The organism is Paraniabella aurantiaca, from assembly GCF_050309965.1.
Taxonomy (GTDB): Bacteria; Bacteroidota; Bacteroidia; order Chitinophagales; family Chitinophagaceae; genus Niabella.
The window spans coordinates 2,295,701-2,320,638 of record NZ_JBLOSY010000001.1 but is presented as its reverse complement, the minus strand read 5'-3'; the positions used below and the strand labels follow the sequence as shown (position 1 = coordinate 2,320,638).

Below are 24,938 nucleotides of genomic sequence, written 5' to 3'. Positions count from 1 at the left end.
GCACTAAAAACCTCTATGAATCAAACAATATTGTATGTTTTAGTACTAACATTATGTTATAGTTCGGCTTTTTCACAAACCAACGGCAATATCAACGGTGTTATAAAAAACAAAAATGCCCAACAAGTTTTGGAGGGCGTTACTATTATTGCTGAAGGCGCCGATACTGTGACTGTAGTGAGTGATGCAAAAGGTTTTTTTTCAATTACTACCCGTGTAGGTAACTACGCGCTGCGGGCAACATCAGTCAATTACGATGCATTGTACCTGTACAATATAACTGTGAGCTCAGGTAATGCCACCGTTATTGAACTTGAATTACAGGAAAGTTCGAAATTGCTCGAAGGGGTGACTGTAAAGACCGGCAAATCGGTAGTGGCCACTAATATGATTACGCCCTTATCTACTCAAAGGCTTACCTCCGAAGAAATTAAAGTAAACCCCGGCGGTAATTTTGATTTGTCGAAAGTGATACAGGTGTTACCCGGTGTGGGTGGCGGCACTACACCAAGCCGCAACGACATTATTGTGCGCGGCGGCGGCCCGGCTGAGAATGTTTATTACCTGGACGGCATTGAGATACCGGTACTCAACCATTTTCAAACCCAGGGAGCCAGTGGCGGTGCTACCGGTATTATTAATGTATCTTTTGTAGATGATATACAATTAACCTCATCGGCATTCGACAGTAAATATGACAATGCCCTTGCCTCTACTTTTGTTATTAAGCAAAGAAATGGTAATTCGCAAAAAACAGGCGGCAACCTACGGCTTTCGGGGAGTGAATTTGCAGCTACGCTGGAAGGACCCGCAGGGCCTAAAACCACCTACCTGGCTTCTGCCCGGAGATCTTATTTAAAGTACCTGTTCACCCTGCTTGATCTGCCTATAAGACCCGATTACTGGGACTTTCAATACAAAGTGAATCATAAGATCAACCCAAAGACAGAACTAAATTTTATCGGCATCGGCGCTATTGACCGCTTTAAACTGGAGGCGCCCTCCAACTCAGATGCCAATACTGAATATACCCTTAGAGCCAATCCTCTGATCAATCAATGGAACTACACGGTAGGTGCAACTTTAAAAAGGCTGGTCGATAATGGATTTTACACTATCGCATTGAGCAGGAATATGTTTTCCAATGGCCTGCGCCGGTATGAGAACAATGCTACAGAGTCGGGTGCTTTGCTTTACGATCTGAACAGCCGGGAAGCAGAAAATAAGCTACGCCTGGATGTCAATAAGTTCAGGAATGGCTGGAAGTATACTTACGGTTTGGCTGGGCAATATGTAAAATATGAGGCCGATTTATTTAACACAGTAGCAGCGGATGCCGGTAACGCTACACAACCGGCCACAACGATTACTACACAAACCGCCATTGATTTTTTCAAGTTCGGCGCCTACGGGCATGTGAGCAAGCGCTTCTTTGAAGACAGGTTGTTGCTGTTAGCAGGCCTGCGATCAGATGTAAACAGCTTTACAACCACCGGCATGAACCCATTGAAAACCCTGTCACCGCGCCTCTCCCTTGCCTACACCTTATCAGATAGCTGGAACCTGTCTGCTTCAGCAGGCAGCTATTACAAAATACCCGTATATACCAGCCTGGGATACAGAGACGCCTCCGGAATGCTATTGAATAAAGAACTGGAATATATACAATCTGTACATTATACGGCCGGCATCCAGTTCATCCCCAGAAATGACTTCCGCTTTACGCTGGAAGGATTTTATAAGGACTATTATAACTATCCCGTATCAGCCACTACGGGAATTTCTATAGCCAATATCGGCACCGATTTTTCGGCCATAGGAAATGACGTATACCGCTCTTCAGGCAAAGGACGGGTATACGGCATAGAAGCCTACGCGCAGCAAAAATTAGTGAAACATCTATTTTACATAGTGAGTGCTACCTTATACCGGTCAGAATTTTCGGGCAGTGATAACCGGCTTGTCCGCTCTACCTGGGATCTCGGTTATATCGTAGCATCCACACTGGGTTATAAATTCAAACGTAATTGGGATATCGGCGTTAAATACAGGATTGCAGGAGGACAGCCCTACACACCGTTTGACATGCAGGCTTCGCAGGCTGCGTACCTGACAACCGGCCGGGGTACGATTGATTATGCAAGACTCAACTCCGAACGCCTGCCCTTTTTTCAGCAACTGGACCTGAGAATTGACAAAAGGTATTATTTCAAAAAAACGAGCCTCGATCTTTTTATAGATTTCCAGAACGTGTTGTTGTACAAAACACCCGGCTTACCCAATTATACTTTTGAACGCAACGCCAATAATACCGGGTTTGCTACCACCGACGGCCAGCCGGTAGCTACAAACGGCAGCAACGCCATCCCGGTTATTTTAAATGACCGGTCGGCCAATATTGTACCAGCAATCGGGTTCATCTTTGAGTTTTAAATATTAAAAAATCGTCCTCCCATTGAAACCGGTTGTAGGAATTAGCCGCGTGGGCCGTGATTTACAATAATTATTTCAAACGTGTAACATTGGGTATCTTTGCAAAATGGCAGGAAAACAAAATATCAGGGATCTGACGCTCGCAGAATTGGAGCAATACTTATTATCAATCAACGAAAAAAAATTCAGGGCAAAGCAGATTTATGACTGGCTTTGGCTGAAACCCGTGCAGCATTTCGACGCAATGACCAACATTAGCAAGGATTTACGCGAAAAATTGTCTGCCCAATTTTCGTTTCCCTCCATTACAGTAGATACGGTTCAACATTCGGAAGATGGCACGATTAAATCGAGGTTTAAGACTATTGAAGGACATTTAACTGAAGGAGTGTTGATACCTACTGAAGAGCGGAAAACGGCCTGTGTGAGCTCCCAGATCGGTTGCAGTTTAAGCTGTAAGTTCTGCGCAACCGGCTATATCGACCGCAAACGCAATCTTAATTTCGACGAAATTTTTGATGAAGTGGCGCTGATCAATAAGCAATCTTTGGAAGTATATGATAAAAAGCTTACCAATATTGTTTTTATGGGTATGGGTGAGCCTTTGCTGAATTACAGGAATGTATTGAAGGCAATTGAAAAGATCACTTCTCCTGAAGGGTTGGGCATGAGCCCAAGACGTATCACCGTTTCTACGGCTGGCGTAGCCAAACAAATAAAGCAATTAGGCGATGATAAAGTAAGATTTAAACTGGCGCTATCGTTACATGCTCCTACCGACAAAAAACGGCACGAGATCATGCCGATCAATGACAGTAATAATATCAAATCGCTGATAGAAGCACTGAACTATTTCTACAAGCAAACCAAGAACGAAATTACTTTCGAGTATATACTATTCAACAATTTCAACGACTCAATACAGGATGCAGATGACCTGATCAAGATCTATCGCCAGGTACCATCTGATTTGATCAACCTGATCGAATATAACCCGATCGAGTTTGCCCAGTTCACCAAACCTTCTGAAGAAAAAGTGGAAGCGTTTATGAAGCATCTAGAAAAGAACCGCGTGAATGTGCGCCTGCGTCGCAGCCGCGGAAAAGATATAGATGCAGCATGTGGACAGCTGGCGAATAAAGGATAGGGGGAAGAAGTGTACGATGTTAGATGTGTGATGTACGGTGACCCACTATCACTTCCTTAACGCTAACAACAACCACTGCAACAAGCAACTAAAAATTATACTTGATATAACCTGCAACGTTTAGCCGTTGCAGGTTTTTATTTTCGGAAATCTTTACAGCATTGCTACTTCAAATCGCTTCTCCTCAGAGACGACAGCACTCCAAACTGCTGATTTTTTGTATCGAGTATTAAAACATGATGTAAAAACAACTTGTTTCCCGTCACGCCTCCTATGCCCGCTTTTAACATACGCTCCACCTGCGCGTTGCTGGCGCCTTCGATATAAGTTACCGAATGCAGCGGCAGCGTTGTATTGGCAATATTAATGCTGGTGGAAGATGCATAGGTATTGGCAACCAGGGTCCGGCCCCATGAATTCACTTCGTGCCGAATAGCTTGCGAACCAGGTGTAGCTAATTGCAAACAGGTCTCTTTATTGGTAAGCAGTTCGAACATGCTTGAACCCGTATCAAAAAACAAAAGCGTTTCTTTAGCGCCTATTTTTGCCGGTAGCAGTACACTTTTATTCATGTAGGTGAAAGTTGAAAACGATAGTTTTTGTTTTAGCCATGGGGTAACCGATGGTAAAATATGCAGCTTTTTACCCGGATAATCCAATACCAGCACCTTGCCGTCTATCAGGTCTGCTCCAATGGTTCCGATTATTTCCATCCCCTCCTTTTTCCAATCGATAACAGCGCTGTCAAATTGTTTTACCAGGATTTCATGAGCAGTAACCCGTGTTTGATCTACCCAAAAATCAAACGCACTAATTCTGTTATCCTTTTCTGGCAAAGGATACGCGCTGGGGTATTTTGCCCCGATGGCATCGAGTTTATTTTTATAAAATAGTGAAAACGGAGATCCGAGGTCGAATTGCATATAAAAAGTACGGGGACAGTCTTTTAGTTTTACCGGAACGATCATAGCTGTATGGGCCTCCCATTTAGCATGAACGGAATCGCCTTGCCACTCAAAAGAAATGGCAGATTGCTTTGAAGAAAACACTAATTGGGTAACAGATGCCGGTTGGGCTAAAAGACAGTTGACAGGAAAGACAAAAAGAGAGATAGTGATGAGTAGTGTGTTTAAAAAATTCATTATAGCCGGTATTATTTTTTGAATACAAACCTATAATGAAGTAACGGACAACTGGTCGGCATTTACCCGACGTTTACCCGACATTCATTAGTAATCAACTACTTACGGAGGCCCATTTTAATTGATTAACACGCTGTAGGTTTACCATAATAACAAAGGCATTGAGCAGGTACATGGTAAAGAACGGTATTAAATAGCTGATCAAATATGCCTTGTTGAAGTAAGCGGCTACAAGCAGATTATAGCCAAGGGTTAGCAACATTAAAGCATGGAGTGTAATGATCCAATAAATTTGCTGCCGGATAATAGTTCGCCCCATCACTAAAGTTTCCTGATGACTATGGTTATGCTTCTTTAAAAGGTAAATGGGAATTAAAAAATGCACGAAGGGAATAACCAGGTAACTAAAACAGGATAGGCAAAGGGTTTGCAAGAAATGTTTTTCGTTTTCCGGATCGCTGCTGATTCGAGGCAGTTCCGGTTGATTTTCCCCACCCTCATTTTGCGTTTCATTCGTCAGCTCTTCAAAGTTTGTTTCCAGTGCCCGGGCCAAAGCCTTTATAGTAAATGATCTTGGAATACTTTCGCCGCTCTCAATTCGCTGAATGGTACGAACCGTTACCTGGGCCAGGCTGGCTAATTCCTCCTGGGTAAGCCCTTGCTTCTTTCTGGCCAGTACTATTTTTTTAGACAACTCCATGCAGTAAACTACTACAGTAAAGATAGGTATTGTAGCGCAGTCACATTTTCCGGAACTTGTTGCGCCCTAACTACTTTTTCCGTTATTACAAATAGTAATGAATGAACCTAAATAATCCCTTTATGAGATGTACTATTTATGCCATTTTGTTTACTAGTATTTTTCTTTCCTGTAGCAAATCCAAAACGTTTTCTCCCGGCCTTTATGGCAAATGGGAACTAAGGACTAATTTGGGAGGATCTATGGCAGGAGGAATAACATACGCTCCGGGAAATGGAAACACTATTAGTTTTTCTCAAGACCAGCGGTACATAATGACCAAAAACAAAGAGACCATTGCATCAGGAAGCTTTAAAATTTTAACTGACAACTCTGCATCAGAATCTGTAGGGCTGGTTCTTGCACCTGGTAAGTATAACAAAAGAATCGATTTCGAGGGATACAATAATCAATATACGCCTAAGATCTTCTTTGAATTAACCAGCGATACACTCTCTTTGCTTGGAGGACATTTTCCTCTTGATTACGGGATGAATGACATTTATGTGAAAATAAACGAATAGTCCGGCTTCCAAAAACAAATAGCAGAAACTGCATTCTCTAAAATTAGTCTTTCTTTGCTCTCAATGTAAACCCGATGGTGGTGCCCACGTCCTGCGTACTACGTATATGTATCGTTTGGTTGTGGGCTTCTATGATATGTTTGCAAATAGCCAGCCCGAGGCCGCTGCCGGTGGCATCCATACTGCGGCCGATATCAGTTCTGTAAAACCGTTCGAATATACGAGGCAGGCTTTTTTCGGCAATACCTACTCCATCATCACTCACCTCAATCAGTATTCTTTTATCATCGGTACGGTAAATACCTGCTTTGATGGTGCCATTGTGCTTACCATATTTTATAGCATTCTCAAAAAGATTTAAAACGATCTGCCGTATTTTTTCTTTATCTGCATGTACAACTATAGGCGCTTCACATCCTTTTTTTATACTGAAGCGAATACTTTTAGGCTCTGCCTTAATAGATATACTCTCAAACGTATCCTTTAATAGGTCCTGTATTACAAAATTTGTTTTCACCAAAACCAGCTCCCCTCTCTCGAGGCTGGATATTTCATCCAGATCAGCCAGCAAATTCGTGAGCCGATCAACATTTTTTGCCGTTTTCTCGAGGAACTTCCTGCGCAACGCCGGGTTTTCCGGTTCGTCCTGCAGCAATGTATCAACATAGCTTTGTATGGTGAAGATGGGCGTTTTAAATTCGTGCGACAGGTTCTGTAGAAATTCACGACGAAACTGCTCATTAGCTTTTAGTTGTTCCACCTGTTTTTGATTCTCCTGCGCCCAGGCTTCCACATCTTCTGTTACTTCGCCTATACTTTTCTTTGGTAGTATGTATTTGTAATAGGTTTCCTCGCGTTTGGTGGCTTTTGTTTGATAAATAAACTTGTAGATCAATTTTATTTTACGATAAATAAAATTATCCAATACAAAAGATATCAGAACATAAGCCCCGGTGAGTAATATCAGAAAGGAAATGACCGCAAACAGCCAACGTTTTTCTACCACATACAGCAATATACTTACCGGTACAGCCAGGGCCAGCGCCGTGTAAAATGATAATTGCTTGGGGGACAGATTCTTGGGATTCATCCTTTTCTTAAGTTCGGGGCTTCAACGTGCTTAAATCTCAAATTTATATCCTACCCCTTTTACAGTAGTGATACAATCCATGTCCAGCTTCTGACGTATTTTACGAATGTGTACATCGATGGTTCTGTCGCCCACAATCACATCATTACCCCAGATAGCATTTAATATCTCGTTCCGTAAAAACACCCGGCCAGGTTTGAGTGCCAGCAGGTATAATAATTCAAATTCTTTTTTCGCCAGCACAATCTCTTTGTCTTCTATCTGCACCAGGAATTTTTCCGGATCGATACTAATGTTGCCTACTTTTACGGCTTTCGAGTTGTCTTTTTGCACCCGTCTTAAAAGAGCAGCAACCCTGCTCAGCAAAACTTTCGGGCTTACCGGTTTGCTTACATAGTCATCTGCACCGGTTTCCAAACCACGCACCTGGGTTACCTCGTCGTTCAGAGCCGTCAAAAACATGATCAGTGTATCCTTGAAAGCTGTTTGCCCACGTAAAACCTGGCAAACCTGAACGCCGGTTTTTTTAGGCATCATCATGTCCAATATTATTAAATTGGGTTTATGCTGATAAGCTTTGTCTATCGCCTCATCGCCATCTTTTGCTGTGATTACTGTATATCCTTCTTTTTCAAGATTATAGGATAAGATTTCTAAAATGTCTGGCTCATCATCAGCAATTAGTACTTTATAGCCTTTCTCCATTTTAATAATAATTTAAAGCAAACGTAACAGTAATTTGTTTTATACGGAAATAACCGGCATTTGTTAAGCCTATCTTAATGTAAATTTAATATTGTAGCCTATGCCGGGGAACTGTTTGACATAATAAAACATCATAAAACCGGCTTAATTATTGCTATTATTGATTGATTTTTATAAATACCAATAAATTTGCTGTCACCTTATATACTATGAATTCTTTATCTATCACTATCCTGAAAAGAATATTTCCTTTTCTGGCATTGCTTCTTTTTACGGTTGACGCTGACGCCCAGAGACGAAAAAAGAAAAAGCAAATAACGGAACCCGTTAAAATTGTTGATACCATACCGGCCTATACTATTGCGATCAACCGGCAGGTGATGCATGAGAAAGTAGAAAAAGAACAAAACTCATTGCTTTCCATTGATGGCAAAGCAGATAAAGTTTTAACTATATCGGCCGACGAGCAATTAAATGCAGCGGTAACGGACGCAGCTACCAAAAGAGTAGATTGGCTGCAATACGAGATAGAAACCAGTCCCACTATTGATGCCCGCTTAAAAGCCAATTACCTGAATGGATTGGCAACCATTCTGAAGTATGTCAAAACCTATAGTCGCAGCAGACAGTCTGCTCTTAACTACCTGCCACAGGTTATTGCCGCCTATAAACAGCTCATTGAAGCCAACACACAACAGAAGTCTATCGCTCCCATTATACAGCCCCTTTCATTTGAAATAGCCAATGCAGCTCTTCAGCCTGAAGTTTTTAAAGACAACAGCGGTTATAATGATGTGAGAGACCTGATGATTCTTAAAACCGCAGATCGCTATCCCGAAAAAGCCTTCGCAGCCCTGAAAGCATATCCCGAATCTCCGGTTGCAGACAGCCTGATCAGGGTGATAGGACATAAGTACCCTTACCTGGTTTACGATTACGCACAGGCTAATAATAAATTCAGCTATCGTATTCAGAATATAGAAGACGACTCTTTGATCGTTCACATTGTTTCCATGGCGCGTAACCCTAATAAAAGCGGGCAGTTCTATTTTCCTTTCCTTGATAATATTGTAAAAGGAAAAATAACCATGGAAGATATTGACAAGGCCAAAACTGATCCTGTAAAATATTTCCGGCTGCTGGTACAAACGCAAATAGACTATACACAGCGCGCCTTAAATGGAGATACGGCAATGGGGCATACTGCCCTGCTGAAAAAACTGGAGCAAAAGGCTAAAGACGATTTTGTGGCGAAGATCAACGGTTTACATGAAATGTCGGATGGCGTTCGTTTTCGTTGCCTGCAGCCATTAACAGCTGAAGAGTTGTATTATGTGGCAGTGCTTACTAACGGACTTATTTATACCAGCAGCTACACCAATGGTGTTTACCCGCTGATGATGCGCAAAGCCAATCAAAAAGGTGATGAGCTATTAAAAAAGATCAATTTCGATCATTATCGCAAATTTTTAAGCCAGGCCGCATCCTATAATACTTTAAGGAACTTCCTGGGAAGCTTCTCTAATAATGCTGATGCTACCGACCTGATGAAGGCATTTGTTACAGGACTGGAAAAGACAAATGGTTTGGAAGATGGCGTAGATGTAGCCGACTCCTACGCCAGCATATCTGAAACCCTACCCGACCTTGCAAAGGACATGTTGGCAAATGTGAAAGTAAACCTGGACAGGAATCACAGCGAAAACAATAAAAAAGGTATTGCCATATATGATATACTTTACAACCTGTTCCTGTCAGCAGATTCATCTAACCATATCGACCTGACCAGTAAACTGGATATTCCTCCCGTATACAATGTTCCGTTTTCGACACTTACTAATGAAAACGGGGAAGTGATCTCGCAGGTATTCTTTTACGGAGACCAGGATGGGCGCAATATCTTCAACGGGTTCCTGAATATGTTTGGAGGTGGCAACTGGAAAATAGACGGCAGTAATAAACAATGGGTGGTCATTAAATCAACCAAGGGCAAGCCGGTGTCCATTTATGCCAATCGCCCGCTGGATGAAAATAAAGGACTGGATGATAAAGCCCAAAGAGCTCTGAACGATTACCTGGATGAGCAAAATTTGCACCCTACCGTTACCATACACCGTGGTCATAGTTATTATGCAGAAGCAACTATCGGCTATATGGCGCCCACTTCTAAAATTGTTTTCATGGGTTCCTGTGGTGGTTTTAACCTCATCGATTCGATCCTGAAAAAATCAGAAGATGCCCATATCATTGCATCCAAGCAAATAGGGCGCACCTCTATAAACAAGCCTTTCTTTTATTTACTGACAGAGAAGTTACGTACCGGCGCTGATATTGACTGGATCCCTTTCTGGAAAGAATTTAAAGGAAGGGCTAATGTGGCTGGTTTTGAAGATTATATTCCACCTTATAAAAACCTGGGGGCTATTTTTATAAAAGCCTACAAAAAAGAAACCGGGGAAACCGATGTATAAGCAAAGAAGCTGTTTCGTTTTTGAAACAGCTTCTTTACTATTTGGCCTTTTTAAAAGCCTGACTACACCGTAGCAAATACCTGCACTTCTACTTTCCATTCCGGACGGGCTAAACGCACAACCTGCATCGTGGCACGAGATGGTGTCTGCCCCTGGTCAGCGGCTACCCAGCCTTCCCACACCTTATTCAGCTCATCAAAATCATTAATATCGGTAAGATAAATATTGGCGAAAAGAATATTGGCTTTATGCGTACCTGCTTTTTCCAGTAAGGCATCTATACTGTTAAAAATGCTTTGTGCCTGACTGGCAACTGTGTCACCATCTGCAACCTGCCCTGCTAAAATCACCAGGTTGCCGGCCTTTGAAGCTTCACTCATGCGAGGATTTTGCTCTATTCTTTGAACACTCATTTCTTTGTTTTTTAATTTAAAAAGTTAACTCACGATCAATCATGATCGCATAAATATATAGATAAAAAATTATTGCCTGATGTCCGGCATCTGAAAGCCGACCGATCGCACTTGATGAAATGAAAAACCGTCTCCAAAATATCTTTGTGACGGCTATTACTTTATCGTAGTACCATTTATTACTGCTGTTGTTGCTGCTGCTGTTGCATCTGCTCCATGTAAAAGCGATAGGAATTGTTTTTTGTAGATGGAACAGGCTTATCCGACTTATAACTGAAAGCAGGCTGACTGCCTGTTTCTTCAATAGGAACAACAGTTCTGTTATCTATAGAAACCAATACCTCTAATATATGATGAGAAGAGCCTTTATAGGTACCTTTTACCGGGGTAACATCAGTGAAGTTTCTTCCCACAGCCAACCTGATATGCCGGTCGCTTGCAATACAATTATTAGTAGGATCCAGACCGATCCATCCATAATCGGGCAAATAAGCTTCAACCCAGGCATGAGTAGCTCCTTCGCCTCTAAACTCGTGATTTTTGGGACAAATATAGCCACTGACATAGCGTGCCGGAACCCCCACCCTTCTTAGCATCAACAATAAAACATGGGCAAAGTCCTGACATACACCAGCCTTCAATTTCCATATTTCATCCACTTTGGTCTCTACACTGGTAATTCCCTGTTTATACTCAAAGTTTTTAAAAATATACTCAGAAAATTGACGGGCATTTTCAAAAGGTGTTTTATTGCTATCAAACAAACTTTCTATAAAAACCTGCAACTCATCTACCTTCTCGAAAGCCTCTTGTTGCATAAAATCTATATAGGGAAACTGCTCCTGCACTGCTACCAATCGGGCCCATTGATCTTTTGCAGGTAGCTCGTTTTGAGGTGCCATTATTTCCTGGGTGATCACCTCTGCTTCAGACGAGATCAGCAACTCATGATGAGGTTCTACAATGGAAAACATACCAAGTTTATTACCGAAATAGTCAACAAAAATTTCTACACCCGGATTTTTGGTAATCGTTATTTTATGACTTACCAGGTTCTGTAGCGCATCCTGTATTGGATATAGCATGATCTGGTTCGTACATTCAACCGCAGGACTGCTGTAGGAATAGCGTGTAATATGTCTGATCTTAAATGATGGCATTCGTAATATTTGAAACGTTTTGGTTTTGCAATGCTAATGTCAAAATTTTATTTTGTTAAATGAAATTTACTATTGCGGCACCCTAATTATAACCAAAATAATGTTTATTGAAAGCACGCGCAATATTGTGCAGATCGGTACGGGTTTGAGCCAGCAAACTCCTGATGCTTTGCCCGTCTTTTAGGTCACAACTACTATATTTCAGGTTGTTCAGCCCTTTTCCAATCAGGAAGTCAACCTGCTCGTAGCTTTCGGGTATACTTTGAGCGTGTAATCTTTTAAAATAACGGCTGATATGTGAAGTGCAGTACAAAATAGAATGCACAAAGTCTTCGTCGTACAAAATCTGTTTAATAATGGTATCCGGCTCTACTATACCGCGGGACGATTTTAAATAAGCCTCATATCCCGAAAGAGAGTACAACAGATACCTGAGTGAGGGCGTTGCCGTTTCATGCGCCGTATCGTAATCTATCTCTTTGAGTTTTATATCTGTAACATCGGTTGTGATAACAGCCCGCTCTACATAAAGCCCCACATTCAAAAAATTATAGGCTTCACCACGCGACATCGTAACATTAATGGTTCCGTATAGAAAGAGCCCGTGTTTCAGCAAAGCATCCAAAGCGGTTATGGGATCGCCATATTTAATAGTGCGTTGAATGCCGGCCTCCCTGATCAGCAAATAATAACCATTAAGCGCATGCCACATTTCCTTCGTAATATGATCCTGTACAGCTTTGGCATTTTCGCGGGCGCGGGTAATATTATTAATGAGCGATGCATCATTATCCCTGTCCAGCATTACATAGTTTAATACAGCACGTGAATCATACTGGATAAGCTCGATTTCAGCAGCATCAAGATACCCATAAGTTTGCAACACTGTTCTCCAGTTATACTCTCTCATTTCATCCTGCGATGCAATATAGTTGGTTCGTAATACCCTTAACAACCCGTTTGTTCGTTCCATATAGCGCGCCAACCAAAACACCGATTCTGCAACACGACTTAACATTTTAAATTCTAAATTTTATGTTTTAAATTCTAGTCTCCCAATACCCAGGTATCTTTACTACCACCACCTTGCGAAGAATTCACGACCAGGGACCCTTCTCTTAATGCAACGCGTGTTAATCCTCCCGGAACAATATTGATCCCATCCGGACCGTAAAGCGCGAAAGGTCTCAGGTCAACCCTCCTGGGCTGTAACTTACCGTCGATATAACAGGGTGATGAAGACAAATTGATAATTGGCTGAGCAATGAAATTTCTCGGATCCTCTAATATAGCTTTTTTATATTCCTCCATTTCGTCTTCCGTTGCTTTATTTCCCATCAGCATGCCATAACCACCCGACTCGTTCGTTTTCTTAATAACCATATTACCCATATTGGCAAAAACCATCGAACGGTTCTCCGGCACATCTAACCCATAGGTAGGTACATTCTTCAATATTGGTTCCTCGTTCAGGTAATAACGGATCATCTCAGGCACGTATGAATATACGGCTTTATCATCTGCAACCCCGTTGCCCATGGCATTTACGATAGCTACATTACCTTTTCGGTAAGCCCAGTAAATACCGGGCACACCCAATATACTATCCGGGCGAAAAGTAAGCGGATCAATAAACTCATCATCAACCCGGCGATAAATAACATCTACTTTTTGTAACCCACTGGTGGTTTTCATGTAAACATGATGGTTCTCTACTACCAAATCTCTTCCTTCCACCAGTTCAATACCCATCAGGCGTGCCAATGTCGTATGCTCAAAGTAAGCTGAATTGTACACGCCTGGGGTCAGTAAAACAACGGTGGGGTTACTGGTTTGCCGGTTAGCCAGGCCCAGCAAATTCTTCAGCAATAAAGAGGGGTACTCTATTACCCTGCGTACATTATTGCGTGGTATCAAATCAGGAAATATTCTAAAAGTAATGCTCCGGTTCTCCAGCATATAAGATACACCCGAAGGTGTTCTTAAATTATCTTCCAACACATAAAAACTGCCATCGGCATCTCTTATCAAATCGATGCCCGATATATGAGAATAGATATCGAACGGTACATCTACGTTCATCATTTCCCGCAGAAATAAGGGACAGGAATAAATTAACTTAGCGGGAACAATACCATCTTTTATTATAAACTGCTGGTGGTATACATCTTTCAGGAAAATATTTAATGCCTTCAGCCGCTGTTTTACTCCAGCCTCAATAATTGCCCATTCTTTTGCCTCAATTATGCGGGGAATAATATCAAATGGAAAAATTTTCTCGACACCTTCATTGTCACTGTAAACCGTAAAGGTAATTCCCTGTGTCATGAAGAGCTTCTTGGCTAACTCATCCTTATTGCCCATTTCCTCCGCAGAAAGCCCCTCCAGTGTTTTAACCAGATGAAGGTAACTCTCTCTAACACCGGTCTGGCTCATCAGCTCGTCCCAAACATTAGACTGTGTATGATAAGATTCTAAGATTTTCGCTAGGGTCATAATCCAGACTTAGTTTGCTTTAAAAATGGAATATATATATAAAAAGTCTAAAAAACAAAAGATTTCATTCAAATTATGATATTAAATATATATAAAAACAAAAAGAAAAAATTCAAATTTAACTCAATAAAATAAAATAATATAATATTCAAATTTATTACAATAACTAAATTCAGGGAAACACCTCCTCCTTTTTTGAGATTAATCCAATTTTATATATATTTTTTAAATAAAGTCTGCTTTTACTTTGGGAATCCCATTATCTTCGCCATGCTAATTAATCATTGTACCGAAAACTATAATCAATGAAAAAACACGCCACACAAAAAAACAGGCAGGTTTTGAGGATCATCAAATTTAAGAAACGCATTTCCCAAAAAACGGAGTTATTCAAAGTGCTTTACTGGAACTATTATGCCATGAACTTCTTGTCTTAGCAAACGAACTCCTGCCGGTTGTTTTGCAAGTAAAATATTTCCGTAGGTTTGGCGCATGAACGAGTTACCATCTATTTCTTTTCAGAAAGCATCTGCCATTAAAACTTACCAGGAGAAAAAACTGGCAGATCTTTTAGTGTACCTGCAAACCCATTCGGCATATTACCGGGAGCTTTTTCGTTCACATAGCATCCCAATTCAGAACATACAAAGCATAGAGGACCTGTCTTTAATACCGCCAACGGAAAAAGAACACCTGCAAATGAGGAATAAGGAGTTCTTGTGTGTTGCTAAAAACAAGATTATCGAATACACGGCTACCTCGGGTACTGTGGGCAGCCCGGTAACTATTGCACTTACCGAAAATGATCTGCAAAGGCTGGCCTATAATGAATACAGCTCATTTGCCTGCGCCAATGGTACTTCTGAAGATATTTACCAACTGATGCTGACACTTGACCGGCAATTTATGGCCGGAATGGCCTATTATAGTGGTATCCGTAAACTGGGCGCAGGTGTGGTACGCGTAGGGCCCGGCGTGCCGTCGCTGCAATGGGAAACCATTGAGCGGCTGAAGCCTACCGCTATTGTAGCAGTGCCTTCTTTTATTATTAAGCTGATACAATATGCAGAAGATAATGGTATTGACATCAACACCTCTTCTGTAAAAAAAGCGGTATGTATTGGAGAAAATATAAGAACCGAACAGCTGGAACCCAATATACTGGCACAAAGAATAACAGATAAATGGAATATACAGCTGTTCTCTACCTACGCCTCTACCGAAATGCAGACGGCCTTTACCGAATGCGAGGCAGGAAAAGGAGGTCATTTGAATCCTGAACTGCTGATCGTTGAATTGATTGATGACAACGGGCAGCCTGTGGCTGAGGGCGAAGCGGGCGAAGTAACCATTACCACCCTGGGTGTTGAAGGCATGCCGCTATTAAGATATAAAACCGGCGATATCTGCAAAGCTTATACAGGGCCCTGTAGCTGTGGCAGGCATACTTTACGCCTATCCCCAGTGATTGGCCGTAAAAAACAAATGATCAAATATAAAGGCACTACCCTGTTTGCGCCGGCACTTTTCGAGATCATTCACCGTATAGACGCAATAAAGGAATATGTAGTAGAAGTGTACAGCAATGAAATAGGAACCGATGAAGTGCTACTGCACCTTACAGCCATCAACGAACTGGAAGAAACACAGAATAAGATCAAGGCCTATTTACAGGCGAGGTTGCGTGTAACCCCACACATTAAATACATCGAACCTGATACCATGCAAAAGCTTCAGTTTCCTGACGGGGTAAGAAAACCGGTTAAGTTTATTGATCGCAGAAAGAATGGTTAATAAGCATATTGTAATGTTTTATAATAACCGGCGCTACCGTAAATGCTTAGAGAGATTTTATTAGTGCCTTTTTGTCTTAAAGGGTACAAATCAAACTCAAAGCTTTTTACCAATACCGCCGTGCAAAGCTCCTTGTTGGTAAACACCACCTTCAACGCGTGCTGTTGCGGATACACGGCGGCGTCAGAAACAGCATGTAATACTTCTGTCTTCCAGGTGTTGCCCGAGCAACCACTTCCGCCAACTTTTATGGTAAGGCAGTCACCCGATATAGAGGCATCCGCAATCACAAAATCGTTTGTAATTACTGTTGAAAAATTGGGTGCATTAGCTACCACGGCTTCGCCACATGGTTGGCTTTTGCGGGCATCCTCCACTTTTTCTTCAACCGGTGAAGAGCGCTTGCAGGAAAAACTCATAATGGTCAGCATCAGTACAATGGGCAGGTAAGTTAGTTTCATAGTATTGTTTTATATGATGACGTAAGACATGGTTAAAACGCAACTGCATAAAAATAAACAATTACTGACATAGTTTTAGCAGCCCGATAGCCTACTGTCATGAAACGTACAAGATTTCCCGATCTCGTAAACACAAATTCCCGATTTCAAAAATGATTGCGCCAGCTAAGGAGGAGTTTTGCTTTCCTTTTACAAACGCAACATGAACGTATTCTTCAAACATTGGCTTTTTATATTAATTGCATTATCAGCCCATCAATACCTGCAGGCACAGACAGACACCAGTAAAGTATTGGAGGAAGTAACCGTTAGCACAGGACAGTATACACCACAGTCACTTAAGAAATCCGTTTACAAAATAAAAGTGATTACAGCCGCGCAAATCAAAGCCAGGGCTGCGCTTAACCTTACACAGGTATTAAATATGGAACCCGGCATTCGTTTTAGTAACGATAATACGCTTGGTATTTCCGACATACAACTAATGGGCATGACCGGCAGAAGTATTAAAATATTACTGGATGGCGTACCGGTGGCCGATCGCAATGATACGCGTGAAAGCCTGAACCAGGTTGACATACAAACGATAGAACGGGTAGAAATTGTTGAGGGGCCTATGAGCGTGATCTACGGTTCGGATGCCCTGGCGGGTGTCATTAACATCATCACGAAGAAGAATATAAATAGCCGCTTCAGTATCGGCACCCGTGTGCAGGAAGAAACGGCAGGGGATGAATACAGTTTTCTGGGAAACAAAGGCCTGCACCTGCAGTCGGTAAATACCTCTTTTTCGAAAAACAAGTTTTTCACCAACGGCGCTTTTACGCACAATGATTTCAGGGGGTATGGCGGTAGCTATGGCCGGAACAAGAGCTGGAAGCCGAAGGAACAATGGCTCGGCAATATTACCGTTGGTCATCGCGGAGCAAAAAATACTATTTACTACCGGGTTGACGGTCTGGATGAAAATATTGCAGCAAAAGGCGCAATCAATATGGACACTTACAAAGCCTTCGACCAGCAGTTCATTACCCGTCGATGGATGCACCAGGTACAGGATGATTGGCAAATTAACCAGAAGCTTCACCTAAACAGCGCTATTTCTTACACGGACTATAGTCGCCGCACACGCAGTACCCGCCACGACTTCACTAATAACACAGATGAATTAACGGCCGGCATAGGCGAACAAGACACCGCCGTTTTCACCACTTTGTTTTTCCGGTCGCAGGGGCACTATATGATCAACGAAAAGCTATCGATACAACCAGGCGTAGAGTATAACCGCAATGCCGCCTCCGGCGCCAGAATAGAAGGCTCTCCGGTGATCAATGATTTCGCCTTTTTTGCTTCCGCAGAGTGGAAGCCTGTAGAACGCATCAACATTCGCCCAGGCTTTAGAATAATTAAAAACTCCCTGTACGATGCGCCACCGGTTGTACCTGCGCTCAACGCCAAAATAGGCTTACGAGAGAATATAGACCTTCGTTTATCCTATGCACAGGGTTACCGCGCTCCTGCACTCAGGGAATTATACTTCGACTTTATAGATGCGAATCATAGTATACTAGGTAATAAAAACCTGGAAGCCGAAACCTCCAATAGCGTTAACGCCGCCTTAAGCTGGCGCTACGGTACCGAACTACGCTCCACTTTTACATTCAGCAGTTTCTATAATGTTTTCGACAACCTGATCGATTATGGTGTAGACGCTAACGACGCTTCTGTAACCCGCATGATGAACGTTGATAAATTTAAAACCACGGGCATTTCATTCGAGCAAATGTTGGTGTACAAACAATGGCAGCTCAACTTCGGCGCGTTATATATAGGCCGTTACAACCGGTTGAGCACTGAAAATAATTTAAGCCAGGCAGTGCCACAGTTCAACTGGTCGCCCGAAGCCAATGCCAGCCTGTATTACAACTGGACAAAAGCTAAAACAACGCTGGCCTTCCTGTACAAATATACCGGCGCCCGGCCCACCTGGCAGTTTGTTAACGGTACCGGCAGCAATGAGGTTCAACTTTCTGAGTTAAGCAGCTTTAGCTGGGCCGATTTTACCGCTACCAAAACCTTGTTTAATAGCATCACCTTACAAACTGGTATCAAAAACATTTTCGACATTAAAAATGTGAATAATACTTCCTCCGGTGGCGGAGCACACAGCAGCAGCGGTCCCACTCCTATCGGCTATGGCCGGTCTTACTTCCTTGGCATCTCTTATCAATTTATTAAAAACAAATAACAATCAATACACATGAAACAATTACTCGTGATGACGATGGCCCTAGCAGTACTGGCCTCTTGCAGCAAAGACCAGGACCCTATTATCGTAGTACCGCCTTCTAATGGTAGTATGCTAGAGCTTAATGGCACTACTACCGGTGCAGGTGCAAATGCGGAAAATTCTGTATTTGTTGATTTTAGTGTAGATAAACAATCTGCTGTATTGCGTGATAGCTGGGATCTAGCCTTTGCAAGCAATAGTACTTACAAGGTAGCTATTAACCTTACAAATGGAGTGTCTGCGGTACAAGTTAACAAAACAGATATCAATACCGTTACAGAAGCAGACGTAAAGTTAGATACACTAAAATTGGGCCAGGGATTAGGTAGCTTTGCTGTAATAGACGACGTCAGGGAAACCAATATCTTAAACAAGACTGTCATTGCGGAAATATCAGCTACGGACAACAACAACAAAGTTTATGTAGTGAACAGAAAAGGAGGAACCAATGGTACAATACTAGGCGTTGCAGATTTATTTAAAATAAGAATTTTAAGAAAAGGCAACGGCTACACTTTACAATATGCTAAACTTAACGAAACCTCTTTTAAATCCCTGGATATTTCCAAAAACGCCGATTTCAATTTTCAATTTGTATCGCTCGTAAATGGAACTACGGTGAACGTTGAACCCGAAAAAACAAGCTGGGATATTATGTGGAGCTGGAATATATCATCCACTTCATTTGGTGCAGGTCTTATACCTTATGGCTTTTCGGATATTGTTTTAATTAACAACATAGGCGGTGTTACAGCATACGAAAGAATATACAGCTCCGCAGAAATTGCTACAGATGCTTATAGTAAGTTCAACAAGGATAGTGCTACCAAATACGCCTACACGGATAACCGCATGTCAATTGGCAGTAACTGGAGAGCCACTACCGGAACAGTAGGGGTAAAAAAAGACAGATTCTATGTAGTAAAAGACGCCGCTGGTAACGCTTATAAATTAAAATTCTTAAGCTTTACTACGCAGGATGGCGGCACCCGTGGTAAACCACTGATTGCTTACGAACTCATCAAGTAACCTTCAATACGATCAAAAAAAAGAACAATGAAACAATTATTCAGTATTGCCGTAGCAGCTGTTTTAGCATTACCGGCAACAGCCCAAAATGGCAAAGAAAACATCAATAAACTCTGCGGATGCTTTGAGGTAACTTTTAAGTATGCCGAAACATTTTCACCGGATAAGGATTATAAATTCCACGACCGCGAAAAAATACAGGGCGCTACTGAACTGTCGTTACCCATTATCAATACCGATAAAAGAGTAGTGATTCAACACTTGTTGGTGGTAGGAAACGGCATGGTAGTAAAACACTGGCGCGAAGACTGGACTTATGAAAACCCGGTACAGTGGAACTATAAAGGCGATAAGGTTTGGGAAAAAATAACCCTTAATAAAGCCGATGTAAAAGGCAAATGGTCTCAATCGGTATGGGAAGTAACCGATGCACCCCGCTACCAGGGCTCCGCGCCATGGCAGGTAGTAAATGGACATACCATCTGGGAAAATACAGCCGATGCCCCATTGCCACGCAGGGAGTATACACAGCGTTCGGACTATAACATCCTGCAAAGAACCAACCGCCTGGTGATCAACGGCAACGGGTACGATCATGTACAGGATAATAAAAAAGTGTTGCGTACAAATGGTGCCGATAAAGTAATTGCAGAAGAAAAAGGTTTGAACCTGTATGAAAAAGCAGATGATAGTGATTGCGAAGCGGCTACTAAATACTGGAACGAGCATAAAGGTTTCTGGACTGCTGTACAGCAGGAATGGGATAAAGTGCTAACACAAAAAACAGCCATCAAACTCGTGAACGATAATGAACTGATGGGTACTTTATTTAAACTGGCCGACGACTGGAAGGAAAAGAAACTAACAGCCGCTGATGCCAACACTACTGTTGCCTCCGTTTTAGCGAAGCATATACAGTAATTGGGACCGGAAGGTCACCGTATGTCATTGATCAGCCTGTCAACAAAAAACAAAACCGAAATGATTGTTGTCCTGAGCCTGACAGTAGCCTGTCGTTTAAAAAGTAAGTTTATTCGTGGTGCCTGAAAGCAACATGAAAAAACTTCGCAAAACAGTCATTTTTCTAAATAGTGGATATACGCCGCGTCATTTTTGGCGTGGCATTTTTTCAAGGTACCAATAGATGAGCTCAGTAGGTACCGTAATGGTATTCACCCCTTCCGCCTGCGGCTTTGTTTCGGAGCTTGCACCCTGGCATTGTACTTAATCAATGGAGAGCATCGGGGCGCCTTCTTTAAAACGATTGCACTTCATTAATAAAAAGCTACATCGGCTGTTCATGTGAACATCATTCAAATTACAAAATCTACATTACCAATTGGCAGCCTTTAAACAGCTATCGGCTGCAAGCGCCCGAAACCAGGTTCCAGCGAGGAGCGACGAGCTGTTTGTTAAAAAACCGGCATCATCAAAGAGACTTACCTGGTTAGCTGGCGGGAAGTTGGCCGGAAACCGCCGGGAACAATTTCAATAGCCAACCAATTTAATATTTTATTTGTAAAAAAGACAATTATTTTATACAGCTTCCTCTTATTCCGCAAGAATTGCTCACCTCCTTCTTAAAGACGATTTCTTTGCTGAAATCGTTACCTTTGCAGTCATTTTTTAGTGATTATGAGTGCAAAATATCAGGAATTTTCGGGTTTAAATCTACCCGCAATAGAAAAGGAAATATTATCGAACTGGACAGAGAATGAGGCGTTTGAAAAAAGTGTTTCTTTGAGAGAAGGCGCTGAGCCTTTTGTTTTTTATGAGGGCCCTCCCAGCGCCAATGGTATGCCGGGCATTCACCACGTCATTTCCCGTACATTAAAAGACCTGGTTTGCCGGTATAAAACCATGCAGGGCTTCCAGGTAAAACGCAAAGGCGGCTGGGATACGCATGGATTACCCGTGGAATTAGGTGTGGAAAAAGAGCTGGGCATTACCAAAGAGGATATTGGTAAAAAAATAACGGTTGAGGAATATAACCAGAAATGCCGCGAAGCCGTACTGCGCTTTAAAAGCCAGTGGGACGATCTTACCCGCAAAATGGGTTATTGGGTAGACCTGAACGATCCGTATATCACTTTCAAAAATGAATATATTGAAACGCTATGGTGGATACTAAAGCAGCTATTTAATAAAGGGTTGCTGTATAAAAGCGTCAGCATTCAACCTTATTCGCCGGCCGCCGGCACCGGTTTAAGCTCGCATGAGCTGAACCAGCCCGGAACTTATAAGGATGTAAAAGACACCAGTGCTACCGTATTGTTTAAAGCCATCCCTAATGAAACACTGGCGGCTGCCAACACAACCGGCGACATTTTTCTGATGGCCTGGACCACCACGCCATGGACCTTACCATCTAACCTCGGGTTAACGGTAGGACCTAATATTGAGTATAGCCTGGTGCAATCCTTCAATCCTTATACCCACGAGCCGCAAAATGTAGTGATTGCTACAGCCTTGCTGCATAAGTATTTTAAAGCAGAGGGTAAAGATGCAGACCTGTCGGCATACCAGAAAGAAGACAAGATCATTCCATGGAAAGTGATTACCACGTTTACCGGTAAGCAACTGGAAGGATTAAGATACGAACAACTAATGCCCTTTGAAGCCAACAGCCTTAATGCCGTGCAGGCTATTACGCCGGATGCTGATCCGTTTAAAGTGGTAATAGGCGATTTCGTTACCACAGAAGATGGGACGGGTATCGTACATACCGCACCTGCTTTTGGTGCCGATGACTATAAGGTAGGTCAGAAAAACAAGTTGGGCATTGTGACCCTGGTAGATCGTGAAGGTAAATTTGTAAATGGTGTTGGTGAATATAGCGGTCGTTATGTAAAAGATTATAAGGACGAGGCCAACTACGTGGATGTAAACGTAGATATTTCGGTAGACCTGAAGTTAAAAGGCAGAACCTTTAAGGTAGAAAAATACGAGCATAATTACCCGCACTGCTGGCGTACTGACAAGCCTGTATTATACTATCCGCTGGATGCCTGGTTTATCAGAACAACGGCCCTGCGCGATAAAATGGTAGAACTAAACAAAACCATACACTGGAAACCTAAATCAACCGGTGAAGGCCGCTTTGGTAACTGGCTGGAGAATATGGTAGACTGGAACCTGAGCCGTAGCCGTTTCTGGGGTACCCCGCTGCCGGTATGGAGCACAGCAGATGGTGAAGAGATCAAATGTATCGGTTCTATTGAAGAATTAAACACAGAAATTAAGAAGGCCAGCGAGGTTTTAGGCGGAGATGTTAATAAGCATTACCTGCATGATGGTATCCTTGATCTGCACAAACCTTACGTGGATGAAGTAATACTGGTGAGCGACAGTGGTAAACCCATGCGCCGTGAACCAGACCTTATAGATGTGTGGTTTGATAGTGGCGCCATGCCTTATGCCCAGTGGGGACTGAATTACGAAAAGCTGAAAGCAGGTGATCCGAAACCTTTCAATCAACCTTTTGATCACAATTTCCCGGCTGACTTTATCTGCGAGGGTGTAGATCAAACACGTGGATGGTTCTATACCCTTCATGCGATCGGCTCTTTGTTGTACGAAAATGTTGCCTTTAAAACAGTTGTAAGCAATGGTTTGGTGCTGGATAAGAATGGCAATAAGATGAGTAAGCGCCTGGGTAACGTGGTTGATCCTTTTGACACCATTGAAAAATTTGGTGCCGATGCTACCCGCTGGTATCTCATCACCAATGCTTCACCCTGGGACAACCTTAAATTTGACATCGACGGTATTAAAGAAGTGCAACGCAAATTCTTTGGTACTTTGTATAATACCTACCAGTTTTTTGCCTTGTATGCGAATGTGGATGGCTTTACCTTTAAAGAGCCCTACCTGCAAATGAATGAAAGGCCGGAAATTGACCGTTGGATCATTTCGTCATTGAATACCCTGGTAAAAAATGTAAATACGGCTATGGACGACTATGAACCTACCCAGGCTGGTCGTTTAATAGAAGACTTCGTAGACGAACATTTAAGTAACTGGTATGTGCGTTTGTGCCGCCGCCGGTTCTGGAAGCCTGCCCGCCGTAACGCAAATGCAGCGCAGGCAGGCGGGGGTGAATATGAGGCAGATAAAGTATCGGCCTACCAAACCCTGTACGAATGCCTGGAAACAATATGCCGCCTAATGGCGCCGATTGCTCCTTTCTTCAGCGATGCGGTATTCCGTAACCTGAACAGCATTACCCAACGCCACAGTGCAGAGAGTGTGCATCATGCCTTTTTCCCCAAAGCCGATGAGGCACTGATCGACCAGTCGCTGGAAGAAAGAATGCAGTTGGCGCAGGATGCTTCTTCATTGATCCTGTCTTTAAGAAAAAAGGTAAATATCAAAGTGCGTCAGCCTTTGCAGAAAGTACTGATACCGGTATTAAACCCATTTATGAAAGATCAGCTTGAAAAGATAGAAGAACTGATCAAATCGGAAGTAAATGTGAAAGAAATAGCTTATCTTACCGAAACCGAAGGGTTTATCAAGAAAAAGATCAAACCCAACTTTGTTGCTTTGGGTAAAAAGCTGGGGCCTAAAATGAAAGCTGTCTCTGGTGCGCTGGCTCAGTTCAGCCAGGAAGATATCAGCCGTCTTGAGCGGGAAGGTAGCTATGAATTAAATATTGATGGCGCAACCATTTCACTGAACCTGAATGAAGTAGACATTAATAGTGAAGATATTCCGGGCTGGACAGTAGCCTCTAAAGGAGCGCTTACTGTTGCTTTGGATATTACTATTACCCCCGAATTACAGCAGGAAGGCGACGCACGCGAGTTTGTAAACCGTATTCAGAAGATCAGGAAGGATAGTGGTTTTGAACTTACAGATAAAATAAATGTTGTTATTGACACAAATGAAACATTAAAAGAATCGCTAACAGCCTATAAAGATTATATTTGCGCGGAAATTCTCGCAGAAAATTTATATTTTCAGGCTATTACATCAGATAATGGTATAGAAATTGATGTTAACGAGAACATTTTAAAAACGATTGTTTCTAAAAAAGGGTAAA

The 24,938-nt window shown here is 42.3% G+C and carries 19 protein-coding genes; 10 read left to right on the top strand and 9 right to left on the bottom strand.

Annotated features, from left to right (window positions below; genetic code table 11):
- The first annotated feature begins 15 nt into the window (after nucleotides 1-15).
- Nucleotides 16-2,433, top strand: coding sequence for a TonB-dependent receptor (locus ACLOAU_RS10095; protein ID WP_427861743.1), 2,418 nt, complete (start codon nucleotides 16-18; stop codon nucleotides 2,431-2,433).
- Between the two features lie 106 nt (nucleotides 2,434-2,539).
- Entirely contained in the window at nucleotides 2,540-3,580 is a 1,041-nt protein-coding gene (gene rlmN, locus ACLOAU_RS10090; RefSeq protein ID WP_427861742.1) for a dual-specificity RNA methyltransferase RlmN, read from the top strand.
- 164 nt (nucleotides 3,581-3,744) lie between these two features.
- Here the strand turns inward: rlmN and ACLOAU_RS10085 are convergent, their stop codons facing one another.
- Both ACLOAU_RS10085 and ACLOAU_RS10080 read right to left on the bottom strand, forming a co-directional pair.
- Nucleotides 3,745-4,722: a hypothetical protein gene (locus ACLOAU_RS10085; RefSeq protein WP_427861741.1), complete on the bottom strand. Its 978-nt coding sequence runs from the start codon at nucleotides 4,720-4,722 to the stop codon at nucleotides 3,745-3,747.
- Nucleotides 4,723-4,816: 94 nt separating this feature from the next.
- Entirely contained in the window at nucleotides 4,817-5,422 is a 606-nt protein-coding gene (locus ACLOAU_RS10080) for a helix-turn-helix domain-containing protein (protein ID WP_427861740.1), read from the bottom strand.
- 122 nt (nucleotides 5,423-5,544) lie between these two features.
- Here ACLOAU_RS10080 and ACLOAU_RS10075 point away from each other — a divergent pair, with 122 nt between their 5' ends.
- Nucleotides 5,545-5,985, top strand: a complete 441-nt coding sequence (locus ACLOAU_RS10075; protein ID WP_427861739.1) for a hypothetical protein — start codon at nucleotides 5,545-5,547, stop codon at nucleotides 5,983-5,985.
- A gap of 43 nt (nucleotides 5,986-6,028) precedes the next feature.
- Here the strand turns inward: ACLOAU_RS10075 and ACLOAU_RS10070 are convergent, their stop codons facing one another.
- Both ACLOAU_RS10070 and ACLOAU_RS10065 read right to left on the bottom strand, forming a co-directional pair.
- Entirely contained in the window at nucleotides 6,029-7,075 is a 1,047-nt protein-coding gene (locus ACLOAU_RS10070) for a sensor histidine kinase (RefSeq protein WP_427861738.1), read from the bottom strand.
- A gap of 30 nt (nucleotides 7,076-7,105) precedes the next feature.
- On the bottom strand, nucleotides 7,106-7,780 hold the full coding sequence (locus ACLOAU_RS10065) for a response regulator (protein ID WP_427861737.1): 675 nt from the start codon (nucleotides 7,778-7,780) through the stop codon (nucleotides 7,106-7,108).
- Nucleotides 7,781-7,989: 209 nt separating this feature from the next.
- On the opposite strand from ACLOAU_RS10065, the gene ACLOAU_RS10060 reads away from it, so the two are divergent.
- Nucleotides 7,990-10,251: a hypothetical protein gene (locus ACLOAU_RS10060; RefSeq protein WP_427861736.1), complete on the top strand. Its 2,262-nt coding sequence runs from the start codon at nucleotides 7,990-7,992 to the stop codon at nucleotides 10,249-10,251.
- A gap of 62 nt (nucleotides 10,252-10,313) precedes the next feature.
- On the opposite strand, the gene ACLOAU_RS10055 is transcribed toward ACLOAU_RS10060, so the two are convergent.
- From ACLOAU_RS10055 to ACLOAU_RS10040, 4 genes are all read right to left on the bottom strand, one after another.
- On the bottom strand, nucleotides 10,314-10,664 hold the full coding sequence (locus ACLOAU_RS10055; protein ID WP_427861735.1) for a RidA family protein: 351 nt from the start codon (nucleotides 10,662-10,664) through the stop codon (nucleotides 10,314-10,316).
- A gap of 179 nt (nucleotides 10,665-10,843) precedes the next feature.
- Entirely contained in the window at nucleotides 10,844-11,824 is a 981-nt protein-coding gene (locus ACLOAU_RS10050; protein WP_427861734.1) for a transglutaminase family protein, read from the bottom strand.
- 82 nt (nucleotides 11,825-11,906) lie between these two features.
- Entirely contained in the window at nucleotides 11,907-12,842 is a 936-nt protein-coding gene (locus ACLOAU_RS10045) for an alpha-E domain-containing protein (RefSeq protein ID WP_427861733.1), read from the bottom strand.
- A gap of 29 nt (nucleotides 12,843-12,871) precedes the next feature.
- On the bottom strand, nucleotides 12,872-14,320 hold the full coding sequence (locus tag ACLOAU_RS10040) for a circularly permuted type 2 ATP-grasp protein (RefSeq protein WP_427861732.1): 1,449 nt from the start codon (nucleotides 14,318-14,320) through the stop codon (nucleotides 12,872-12,874).
- Nucleotides 14,321-14,625: 305 nt separating this feature from the next.
- Here ACLOAU_RS10040 and ACLOAU_RS10035 point away from each other — a divergent pair, with 305 nt between their 5' ends.
- Nucleotides 14,626-14,757 carry a hypothetical protein gene (locus ACLOAU_RS10035; RefSeq protein ID WP_427861731.1) on the top strand — a complete coding sequence of 44 codons (132 nt, stop codon included), beginning with the start codon at nucleotides 14,626-14,628 and terminating at the stop codon, nucleotides 14,755-14,757.
- A gap of 55 nt (nucleotides 14,758-14,812) precedes the next feature.
- The gene (gene flxY / locus ACLOAU_RS10030; protein WP_427861730.1) at nucleotides 14,813-16,114 is read left to right on the top strand and encodes a flexirubin biosynthesis putative acyl-CoA ligase FlxY; all 1,302 of its coding nucleotides are present in this window, start codon (nucleotides 14,813-14,815) and stop codon (nucleotides 16,112-16,114) included.
- Here flxY and ACLOAU_RS10025 read toward each other — a convergent pair.
- Nucleotides 16,111-16,575: a hypothetical protein gene (locus ACLOAU_RS10025; RefSeq protein ID WP_427861729.1), complete on the bottom strand. Its 465-nt coding sequence runs from the start codon at nucleotides 16,573-16,575 to the stop codon at nucleotides 16,111-16,113. The two genes, flxY and ACLOAU_RS10025, sit on opposite strands and share 4 nt — an antisense overlap.
- 202 nt (nucleotides 16,576-16,777) lie before the next feature.
- On the opposite strand from ACLOAU_RS10025, the gene ACLOAU_RS10020 reads away from it, so the two are divergent.
- From ACLOAU_RS10020 to ileS, 4 genes are all read left to right on the top strand, one after another.
- Nucleotides 16,778-18,823, top strand: a complete 2,046-nt coding sequence (locus ACLOAU_RS10020; RefSeq protein WP_427861728.1) for a TonB-dependent receptor plug domain-containing protein — start codon at nucleotides 16,778-16,780, stop codon at nucleotides 18,821-18,823.
- A 12-nt stretch (nucleotides 18,824-18,835) separates the two neighbouring features.
- On the top strand, nucleotides 18,836-19,894 hold the full coding sequence (locus tag ACLOAU_RS10015) for an HmuY family protein (RefSeq protein ID WP_427861727.1): 1,059 nt from the start codon (nucleotides 18,836-18,838) through the stop codon (nucleotides 19,892-19,894).
- 27 nt (nucleotides 19,895-19,921) lie between these two features.
- Nucleotides 19,922-20,815 carry a DUF6607 family protein gene (locus tag ACLOAU_RS10010; protein ID WP_427861726.1) on the top strand — a complete coding sequence of 298 codons (894 nt, stop codon included), beginning with the start codon at nucleotides 19,922-19,924 and terminating at the stop codon, nucleotides 20,813-20,815.
- 714 nt (nucleotides 20,816-21,529) lie between these two features.
- Nucleotides 21,530-24,937 (top strand): isoleucine--tRNA ligase, encoded by a 3,408-nt coding sequence (gene ileS / locus ACLOAU_RS10005; protein ID WP_427861725.1) that lies wholly within the window; start codon nucleotides 21,530-21,532, stop codon nucleotides 24,935-24,937.
- Nucleotide 24,938: the final 1 nt, after the last annotated feature.